Source organism: Paenibacillus sp. GYB004 (genome assembly GCF_036577605.1).
GTDB classification, from domain to species: Bacteria; Bacillota; Bacilli; order Paenibacillales; family NBRC-103111; genus Paenibacillus_AB; species Paenibacillus_AB oceani.
In genome coordinates this window covers 22,915-33,104 of the sequence record NZ_JARBDB010000021.1, presented here as the reverse complement: position 1 = coordinate 33,104, position 10,190 = coordinate 22,915, and the positions used below count along the sequence as shown (strand labels likewise).

Genomic DNA, 10,190 nt, shown 5'->3' with positions numbered 1-10,190 from the left:
TCCCGTAATAATCCCGGATCCCTCCCGTTTATTTACGCCGTGCCCGGTAGTAGTAGATAGCCGCGATCAGCAGCGCCACCGGCCCAGCAAATTTGATAATTGTCTCCAGCATAGGATCAGCCTCCTTGGAGGGGAGCCGTTAAGCTCCCGTGTTATTTAGCAACTGCACTTGCTTGTTCAAATGTTCGATGACCATTATAGATATATCCGTTCCGTATAACCACCCAACGTACCCAATCAGCTAACACTGCCTCTCTTTGCCATCTTGGAATCACGTTTATCGAAACCACTTTAACCACTCCATCCACGCTCCCGCTGTATATTTGCCTTGCATGATGTTAAGATTGGGAGGAGGGGAGGCGCTAACTCCCCTCCAGTTGAATTACCGTTTACTGCGGCGGCGGTGCTTTTCGGCTTGTACCTTGATGTACAGGTCGTAAGCTAGCCGCTCTTTTTCTGTCAGCCCGAACCGCTCATCGATCAGGGCTATTTCGGCGTTGTGCTCGGCTTTCGTGATCCTGCCGAGTGCTAACCGGTTTCGCTGGTAGCGGGACCAGATGCTCTCTCTTTTCCAGCTTTTCGAAGATTTTTTGTGTCTCACGCTCCATGTCGCTCACCTCCTCTCTACACTTTTAATTATAAACGAATTTCGTCCAACTGTCAACAAATTTCGATGAAGTTATTTACGAAATTAGTTGAATATTTTACGCAATCCGTTGTATACTGAGTGCAGGAGGTGGTTTACATGCTGCGACTGAAACTCGACAAAATATTGTACGATAGGCGGATAACGGTCAATCAATTAAGCAAAATGACCGGCATTCGATGGAATACGATCAATGACCTTGCGGAAAATACGGCGCGTCATTGGTCGCCTGATAATTTGGAAAAGATCATGGTCTCATTGGAGATCAATCGGATCGAGGACCTGATCGAATATGTAGAGGGGGATGAGGGCGATGCGACGGAGAACCAGTAAATTACGCAGATCGGGCGTGTGCGATTACGTTCGAACGGGTAATGTTCTTTACCCTGTGTGCTTAATGGAGCACGAGGAGTATATGCGATTTATCGACGCGTATGCGGACGACATTATTAAATTAATTACCTTGCGGTAGGGAGCAGGAGGGATGACCTCGCTGCTCCTTTTTTTGACATTGCATGTTCGCATTCGTTCGCATAAAATAGGAACAAACGTTCTTGTATGGAGGCGTTCCGAATGCAGACGAAATTACATCGGTATTTGGGTCAAACCGTCGTCATCATTTATCAGGGAGAGGGAAACAAGTTTTCCAAACGACGGGTACAGATTCGAGCGGTTGGTGAACGGCATGTTAAAGCTTACTGCCTTGAAAGCAATGCTCCTCGCACGTTTATGCTATCGGGCATTCTGGCCGTAGAGCCTGATCGGAGGGCAGGCTGATGCTTGAGGATACGCCACGTAAAATACTACGCGTCCTGTATCACCTATATCAACAAAACTGGGTTCGTCCAGACATTGCTCGGGTGAGCCAGTTTTCCCAACGATCCGAAAAGCGAGTCCGTGAGGCGATCAAAGCGCTGCGAGTTGCCGGATTTGTCGAGATTGCAGAAGGTAAATTGCGTATTTTAAAGCCTGATGTGCTCGAACCCGAACCGGAGAAAACTGTCGAGCCTCCGCCTCCTAAGTCTCCTTACGGTTTGGGGGCGTGGTTCGACTGAAAAAACTCGAGGGTAATGGATTATGGGAGTCGTCCAGGATGATGTTGCCGGAACACCGGCTGCGGATCGTTCAATTTAAAGACGAAAGTGAGATGGATATACTCATGGCAAAGCATAAGCAGAAGCGACCGACGAGAGATGAATTTGAGTTGGAGGAGTTGGGCAACCAGCTAACCGAAGCGAAGGATGAAGAGATAGAGGTATCTTTGACTGTGTGGGGTGAATCCGATCCGGTGGTCGGGCGCATAACAGTATTGGATGCGAGGACTAGATTGGTGCATGTAGAGCGTCACGGGTCGATTACCAAAGTTCCATTTTTAGATGTAATGAAAGTTAGTTCCGAGGGTTGACCCGAACACGAATAAATAGAATACCGCTCGCATACGCTTTACAAAGCAGGACGTAAACCGCGTCCAGCGGCCCCCAAGCGATGGGAAAAATGGGTACAAATAAAGAGATGTATGACGTGTTGTCATACATCCCAAAAATCCGAAGCACTGACGGAAGGATCGACTTCCCGAAGTGCTTTTATTATTTTCTGGATCGTTTTGAGATTTGGCGTATACTCCGAATTGTTGCATACCGCGGAGATTGTATTTTTACTGTAAGCTGTCTTTTCCTCTAACCACGTTTGCTTAATCCCTCGTGAATCCATCCATTCACCTAATTTTGTTCTGGGTTTACCAAGCCCGCTCATCCACACCATCTCCTTCTTTGCATCTAGCATGGACGAGAAGTGCAATAAATATACCCAAAAGGCTAAGCCGACTTGGAATAATGTCCAAGCCGACCGAGATATGCTTTTATAAAAAGCGCGTCATACAGGAGGTGCGACACAATGTCAGACAAGAAAAATGGCCGCGATCGGATCATTTTCAGGCTTCGAAAAATATTGGATGCAGACTTACGTCAGGCAATTGTGGGGTTAAGTGATGGTGAATTATCGGATAAAGCGAGGGACGGACTTCGCTGGGCCCTTGGAATCCGTACCACGAAACGCATCGAGGTGAAGGAAAGTCCACTGACTCCGCAGGATCTTCCGCTGTCTTCATCAGGGGTAGTGGTACGTTCAAAACCAACTGTATTTATGCCCAACCAAAAAAGGTAAAAACGAGGGGAAGTGACATCATGGAGCAGACAAAATGTTATGTCCTCGACCTCCGGCAGCTCCGGAAGGAAACAAAACGCAGAGTAATGTCGAAGGATACGGCGCTTAAGGTGTCCGGTATTACCATTGCATTACTCGCTATCCCGGCTACGGCTATGGCAGCAGGTACGGGGATTGACGCGGGGGCCGAAAAGATATACGGCAAGGTGATCAACGTCGGAAAATGGGTGATCGTCGTGAAAGGGGCGATTGATACGATCAAGAGCGTGGCAGAAGGGGATATGGGATCAGCAAAAAGGAATTTTCTTGGCTATGTGGTCACCTATATGATTCTCGGGGCGCTCCCCATTGCACTCAATGAGGTTGATAAGCTGTTTGAGTCTTTGAGGTCGCCGTCATGACGCCGCGTATTACGGCCAGATTCGGCGAAGTCGATTTGGTCCATTTGACGCCGCATACGGGGGTTGATGTTGCCCTGCCGATCGGTTCCAAGTTGTACGCGCCAACGGAGGGAATAGTGTCCCGGATCGCCGATTACGGCGGCGACGGACTTGGCAAAGCGGTGTTTGTCAAAACCAAAACAGGTTATCAGTATATCCTTGGCCATCTGTCGGAAACCAAGGTCCGCATCGGCGATCGGGTGTTCTCTGGCGATCTGATCGCGTTGAGCGGTAATACCGGCAATAGTACCGGACCTCACGTGCATATCGGACTCGTAAACGGCGCTGGAGCGTTTGTTGATCCGCAATTAGGGATACTCGGGAAAGTAGTGGAAAAGGCGATCGGAGAGGCGCAGCAGAGTGTAGGCGACCACGCGCGGAGCTTCACCTATAAGGTACTGCTGGGGTTTTTGGAGGGCGTTCGCGACTTGGTCGTTGATCTATCGTATTCTATTGCTTTGATCGGCGGCGGATTGGCAATTATTCTGCACGTGGCCGGATGGGAAAAGGGCACCCGGTGGGCAGGCATTCTGACGGTGTCGTATGTTTTGATAAAATATCTGCTGGGGTGAGAGAATTTGAAGATCAGTGAAGCTATCCGCATCGTTCGCCCGGAGTATGTCTTCCTGCGGCTCAAGCCGAACAACTCGATCCGCAATAACAATACACACAAAATCGCTCGAGCAATCGCCAGCCTGTACAGAAACGTCACCCAGAATATCAGGCGGGAGGAAGCGAGGACCGGGCTGACCTATACGATAAATTCCAAGGCGGCCTATTTCGTTTATATCGAAAAACAGAAGGTCGAGTTTTACTTCGTCATCCCGAAGCAGCATACAAGCGTGATCCGAGAAAAGATCAGCGACTGCTGGCAGAGCATTACGATTGAGGAGGTCACCGAGCTGCCGCAGTTTAATGTCGCCACGACAAAATATCAGCTCATATATGCTAAGGAGGACGGATTGAGTTTAAGAACGGACCGCCGTGACAACGATCTCCTGCAATCAACACTAAATATTATAGATGTACTCGAGGAGGGAGACCGCGTCGGAGTGTTTTACAACTTTATCCCAACCTCTCAATTTAGCTGGCGGAATGCCTACAGCGACACGATCGAAAAGGTCAAGAACAACGTGCCGGTGGACCGTAACAAGCTGGACACCTGGTATTTGTTTAAAATCACGATATCGATGTTATCTAGTATTGTTGGCACGGTCACAGCGGCTGTTGTCGGCCCCAAAAAGGGCGAAAGCTCCAATACGGTCGGATTGTTTGAGCAAGCGCTCGAGCGGCTTAACGGTGGCCGGAAGATCAGCGAGAGTACGAACCGTAAAGCAAATGCGACGGTCCTTAATACTCAAGTCCTCGTATTAAGCCAAAGCAGCGATTCCGTCCGGCAGCGAAACAACGCTCGGAGCCTTGCGCAGAGCTTTGACACGATCACCGACGATAACCGACTGGTGTACCGTCCATACCGGGGCCAGCTGCGCTATACGGACTACAGTATTCGAGGAGCGGCAATTAATAAAATGGGTGACGAGGAATGTCAAAACCTAATAGCATTGGCCGGGCGCGATGTGCTCGAACGTTACAACTTCATAGAAAAAGTTGAGACGCAGGAGACGGAGGTACCGGAGGACTTGCGGGCCGGCACGCTTCGGATCGGCGTCAACCGGTACCGCGGGCATGAGCAGGCCGCTTACCTATCAGATGATCGTGAGTACAAGAACCTGACCCTTGTACTGATCGGCCCAACACGTGCCGGCAAATCGACTCTAATCGGCAATTTAAGCCGGGATGCTATCGGGGCCGGGGAATGTGTGATCATCTTTGATTTTATTGGCAGTTGCCAATTAAGCAGTGAAGTGTCTGCACTGTTCCCACCAGAAAAGACCCTGACGATTGACTGCGGTGATCCGAAGATGATGCAGGGACTTGGATACAACGAGGTAGGCGTATCCGCTGACCCGTTCCAACAATATGACAATGCCAAAAAACAAACTACGCAGCTCCTGACCTTGATCAATTCGGTCAATTCCGACGACACCCGCCTGAGTGCCAAGATGGAAAGATATCTAACCAGCGCAAGCCTCGCGGTATTTATCCAAGGTGGCAGCATCCGGGATGTTTTCACGGTGCTGACGGATTATAAGGCGCGACGCCGATTTGTTGACGCGGTGCCGGAATCTCAAAAAGAAAACCTTTCAGAATATATCGCGAGCCTGGACGAACTCGACGAGTATCGAGAAGTTAAGATCAAGGAAGGGAAAACGACGCGGACAGAACCAGAGGTTTGCGGGACGAAGGATCACTTAATAACTGGGGTGATCGATCGGTTGAATAAGCTGAAGGCCAACACATATATGGAAATGATGCTCAAACGATCTACGTCCGGCAATATCGACATGGCGCAGGAGCTGCAGAAGAACCAGTTACTCTGCTTCAAAATGCCGGAGACGATGTTCGGCACGGATGGTGAACGGGATGTTTATACAACATATTGGATGACGAAGCTTTGGCTTGCGCTCCAGATCCGCGAGAGCCGTGTAGGGGACCGAAATAAGCTAAGGAAGGTTAACCTGGTGATCGATGAGCTTTACCAAGTCGAGAACACCCAAAAATTCCTCTCGGATAAGTTGAGCAGGCTCGCAAAGTTTGGCCTCAAACCGATTATCAGCTGCCACTATATCAATCAGATCCAGTACATTCGGACGGAGCTTCGGAGTGCTAACGCTTCATATATGCTTATTTCCGGGTGCGATAAAAAGAATTATGATGAACTTAAAGATGAGCTGCAGCCGTTCGAGTTGGAGGATTTGTTACGGTTGCCGCGCTATCACTCGCTGAACTTGATCAAAAGCAAAACGGGCTATTCAAGGTTTATTACCAAGCTTCCGGGGCCAATTTAAAAGCGAATAAGCCCCCTTTTGGGGGGGCTTATTGTAATGTGCGGATTTTAGTATATATAAAGGAAAGATTTTTTTGCCCCTCTGTGCAATAATGGGGCGAAAATGGGGCAATGATTATTTAATGATGTGACAGTTAGGGACATGAATTGATAGCGGGGGTCATCAAAAACCGTTATTTTATGCGGTTTCTGATGACTGTGATAGCTACAGGCAGTGTTTATTACCAGCCTTCCAAGCTGGTAGCGTGGGTTCGATTCCCATCACCCGCTTTCATATTTCGCCGACAAAGCTCTGAGAAATCAGAGCTTTTTTTGTTGTTTGAGACGTTAGGATTTAGTTTTCATTGTACATAAGTCGTCCATCGAAGTTAGAAGAAGCGTATATTTACTCAGCAGGGGAATGTTGCTTCATTATCCTGAATTGGACTTGCATGAGACAAGCGCGTTCGAACGTTGGTATCCCCAAAAACTACCCTAACACTTGGATATAGATTTCTAACGTGGGTAAAGTATGCCTGAAGTGCAAGAAATGGATACCGGGAACAAGCATCTTGTCGGATTTTGCACTTGAATTATCGCCCGTTAACCAATAAGATAGAAAGGACATAGTTGTATGAGTGGCGGTACGTAAAAGGCATTCGGCAGTTGGGTGTGAAATCGTGACCGGTGAGGTCTTTTTTTGCGTGTGCCCGGGTGCTCCGATGTTTCTACATCGGGAAATCGGGTTATTACTGCGTGATAGCAGTTATGCCGTGATAATTGCCGAATGACCTAGGGGATGGAGGGAAACATGATGACGGAAGTAACGATCGAACCGAATCAAGGCAATTCGAGCCATCATCTGCTGCGCAGGGACGTGCGCTTTCTAACGACCATACTGGGGGAAGTGTTGATCCATCAGGGCGGCCAGGAGCTGCTTAGTCTGGTCGAACAAATCCGCGAGATGAGCAAAACGCTCAGAGCTTCCTACGAGCAAGCTTTGTTTCAAGATTTCAAAACCGTAGTCCGTTCGCTTAGTCCGGAAGACCGGCATAACGTCATTCGCGCTTTTGCGATTTATTTCCAATTGGTGAATATTGCCGAGCAGAACCACCGCATTCGCCGCAAGCGCGATTACGAGCGTTCCGCGGGCGAAAAGATTCAGCGTGAATCGATCGAAGGAATCATCGCCGAGCTTCATAAGGATAACGTGCCTCCTTCGGAACTGCAAGATATTTTGCAAACGATCTCGCTAGAGCTTGTAATGACGGCTCACCCGACGGAAGCGACGCGGCGTGTCGTTCTGGAGATTCACCAGCGGATTGCAAGCGATGTGATGAAGCTGGACAACCCGTCTCTGACGAATAGGGAAAGAGAACAGCTTCGTGAGAAGCTCGTCAGCGAAGTGCTCACCCTGTGGCAAACCGATGAACTTCGGGACCGCAAGCCAACCGTACTCGATGAGGTCCGCAACGGACTGTACTATTTCGATGAGACGCTGTTCGATGTTCTCCCGGAAGTGTATCAGGAGCTCGAACGCTGCTTGAATAAATATTACCCGGATGTCGACTGGCACGTTCCTGCGTTTTTGCGGTTCGGCTCCTGGATCGGCGGCGACCGTGACGGAAACCCATCTGTGACCGCGCAGGTCACTTGGGAGACGTTGACGATGCACCGGCAGCTGGTGCTTCAGAAATACGAGCAGCAGCTCGTTGAATTGATGAACCATTTAAGCTTCAGCACCAATATCGTTAAGGTGACCCCGGAACTGCTCGAATCGATCGAGACCGACAAGGAGCACGTTCGATTGAAGACCGAGGACGTATGGCGTAACGATAACGAGCCGTATCGGATCAAGCTGAAGTACATGGTCGAGAAGATTATCAACGCACAGTCTCACGGTACTAAGAACAGTCAAGCCAAATACACGACTCCCGAGCAGTTTCTCGAAGACTTGTGGCTGATCGATCGCAGTCTGCGAAGCCATTACGCGGGGTATACGGCCGATATTTACATTCGGAAGCTTATCCGTCAGGTCGAGTTGTTCGGCTTCCACCTGGCCGGTCTGGACGTCCGTCAGCACAGCAAGGAACATGAAGCTGCGATGGGCGAGATTTTAGCTAAAATGAATATCGTCGACAACTACGCGGCGCTCTCCGAACAGGAGAAAATCAAGCTGCTTAGCGATCTTTTGCTGGACCCGCGTCCACTGATGTCTCCATACCTGGAATATTCGGAATCGACGCTCGAAGTGATTAACGTGTACAAAACGATCAAGGCTGCACAAGCCGAGTTTGGACGCAAATGTATTACGACGTATTTGATTAGTATGACTCAGGGCGCAAGCGATCTGCTCGAGGTTATGGTACTGGGCAAAGAAGTCGGTTTGTATCGCCGGGAGTCAGACGGTACGGTCCATTGTACACTGCAGCCTGCTCCGCTGTTCGAGACGATCGACGACCTGCATGCAGCGCCAGGCATTATGGAGACGGTCTTTAACATTCCGGCGTACCGGAATAGCATCCCTGATTTTAACCATATCCAGGAGATAATGCTGGGCTACTCCGACAGTAACAAGGACGGCGGCGTCATTACGGCCAACTGGGAGCTGCGTGTCGCGCTTAAGGAGATCACCAAGGTCGCCAAGCGCCATCAGGTGAAACTTAAGTTTTTCCACGGACGCGGCGGAGCGCTCGGACGCGGCGGTATGCCGCTGAACCGGAGCATCCTGGCCCAGCCACCAGAAACGATCGGCGGCGGTATCAAGATCACCGAGCAGGGAGAAGTGCTCTCTTCGCGATATGCGCTCAAAGGCATCGCTTACCGGAGTCTGGAGCAGGCTACGTCGGCTCTAATCGCTAGCGCCAATCTGTCGAAGCACCAGCAGGTGGACAGCAACGAGCACGACTACGAAGAAATTATGAAGTCGATCTCCGAGCAGGCGCAAACGAAATACCAGGATCTGATTTTCCGTGATCCGGATTTCTATACATTCTTCAAAGAATCTACGCCTCTACCGGAGATCGGTGAGCTGAACATCGGTTCCCGCCCTGCCAAGCGGAAAGGCAGCGACCGGTTCGAGGATTTGCGCGCCATCCCATGGGTGTTCGGCTGGACCCAGAGCCGGTACCTGCTTCCGGCCTGGTATGCGGCGGGTTCGGGCTTGCAAACCTTTTATCAGGGCAAGCCGGACAATCTGGAGACGCTCAAGCAGATGTATGTGAGCTGGTCGTTCTTCAGCTCCATGATCGATAATTTGCAGATGGCGCTTGGCAAGGCGGACTTGCTGATCGCCAAGGAATATTCGCAAATGTCCGGCAACCAGGACGCTGCGAAACGGATCTTCGATCAAATTAACGACGAATATGAGTTGACGTCCCAGCTAATTCTGCAAATTACAGGCCAGAACGAAATATTGGACAACCAGCAGGTTATTCAGGAGTCGATCAAGCTCCGCAATCCGTACGTAGATCCGTTAAGCTACTTGCAGGTGCAGCTGCTGACCGAGCTTCGCTCGCAGCCTGACAATTCGAGCGAGACTACGGAATTGCTGCGCGAAGTGCTGCTGACGATTAACGGAATTGCAGCCGGCTTGAGAAATACAGGCTGATCGAGACTTTTTTACCATCGGATGACGAGTCGCAAAGTCGGGAACGTTTCTGAACAGAGACGGTTCTCGACTTTTTTCATGAAAAAATGTAAAGTGATAAGAGAGCGGTATGTCCGCATACGGGAGAGAGTGACTCGGCTGATCAGATGCAGCATCCTGCATCCTGCTGGAGCGCATCATGCTCGTACTGCTCGACGCCCCCTGTTTAGAATAGGCTGTCCTTGTGTTTCATAGATGGCGTGCCACGGAGGGTTGACGAACGTCCGGCTCAGCGCTGGTCGTATATCGATGAGTACGGCAATTTTGCGGTGGATAGTATTGTTTATTCCGAAAGCGTGAGCGAATCGGTTCCGGGAGCCTTGGACCCGGCTGGCGTCGGTCGGGCTATTCGGTCTGACGGTTTACCCCGTTTTTCTATAACCGTGGTGGTCTCGATTGATCGTA

At 50.0% G+C, this 10,190-nt stretch carries 10 protein-coding genes; 8 read left to right on the top strand and 2 right to left on the bottom strand.

All coding sequences use genetic code 11. The features are described from left to right. Positions 1–382: 382 nt before the first annotated feature. Entirely contained in the window at positions 383–601 is a 219-nt protein-coding gene (locus PV433_RS10495; RefSeq protein ID WP_332072096.1) for a hypothetical protein, read from the bottom strand. Between the two features lie 144 nt (positions 602–745). On the opposite strand from PV433_RS10495, the gene PV433_RS10490 reads away from it, so the two are divergent. The 3 genes from PV433_RS10490 to PV433_RS10480 all read left to right on the top strand — a co-directional run bounded on the left by PV433_RS10490 (position 746) and on the right by PV433_RS10480 (position 2,051). Beyond that, the gene (locus PV433_RS10490) at positions 746–979 is read left to right on the top strand and encodes a helix-turn-helix domain-containing protein (protein WP_332072095.1); all 234 of its coding nucleotides are present in this window, start codon (positions 746–748) and stop codon (positions 977–979) included. Positions 980–1,422: 443 nt separating this feature from the next. After that, positions 1,423–1,701, top strand: coding sequence for a hypothetical protein (locus PV433_RS10485; protein WP_332072094.1), 279 nt, complete (start codon positions 1,423–1,425; stop codon positions 1,699–1,701). Between the two features lie 92 nt (positions 1,702–1,793). Then, entirely contained in the window at positions 1,794–2,051 is a 258-nt protein-coding gene (locus tag PV433_RS10480) for a YolD-like family protein (RefSeq protein ID WP_442951498.1), read from the top strand. A gap of 122 nt (positions 2,052–2,173) precedes the next feature. Here the strand turns inward: PV433_RS10480 and PV433_RS10475 are convergent, their stop codons facing one another. After that, entirely contained in the window at positions 2,174–2,398 is a 225-nt protein-coding gene (locus PV433_RS10475) for a helix-turn-helix domain-containing protein (protein WP_332072092.1), read from the bottom strand. 141 nt (positions 2,399–2,539) lie between these two features. Here PV433_RS10475 and PV433_RS10470 point away from each other — a divergent pair, with 141 nt between their 5' ends. The 5 genes from PV433_RS10470 (at position 2,540) to ppc (ending at position 9,746) form a co-directional block, all read left to right on the top strand. Next, a complete protein-coding gene (locus PV433_RS10470) occupies positions 2,540–2,809 on the top strand; it encodes a hypothetical protein (protein ID WP_332072091.1) in 270 nt (89 codons plus the stop codon). A gap of 20 nt (positions 2,810–2,829) precedes the next feature. After that, the gene (locus PV433_RS10465; protein WP_332072090.1) at positions 2,830–3,210 is read left to right on the top strand and encodes a hypothetical protein; all 381 of its coding nucleotides are present in this window, start codon (positions 2,830–2,832) and stop codon (positions 3,208–3,210) included. After that, positions 3,207–3,821 (top strand): M23 family metallopeptidase, encoded by a 615-nt coding sequence (locus PV433_RS10460; RefSeq protein WP_332072089.1) that lies wholly within the window; start codon positions 3,207–3,209, stop codon positions 3,819–3,821. Before PV433_RS10465 ends, PV433_RS10460 begins: the two co-directional genes overlap by 4 nt. Before the next feature lie 6 nt (positions 3,822–3,827). Then, positions 3,828–6,158, top strand: coding sequence for a hypothetical protein (locus PV433_RS10455; RefSeq protein ID WP_332072088.1), 2,331 nt, complete (start codon positions 3,828–3,830; stop codon positions 6,156–6,158). A 792-nt stretch (positions 6,159–6,950) separates the two neighbouring features. Then, a complete protein-coding gene (gene ppc, locus PV433_RS10450) occupies positions 6,951–9,746 on the top strand; it encodes a phosphoenolpyruvate carboxylase (RefSeq protein WP_332072097.1) in 2,796 nt (931 codons plus the stop codon). Positions 9,747–10,190 lie beyond the last annotated feature (444 nt).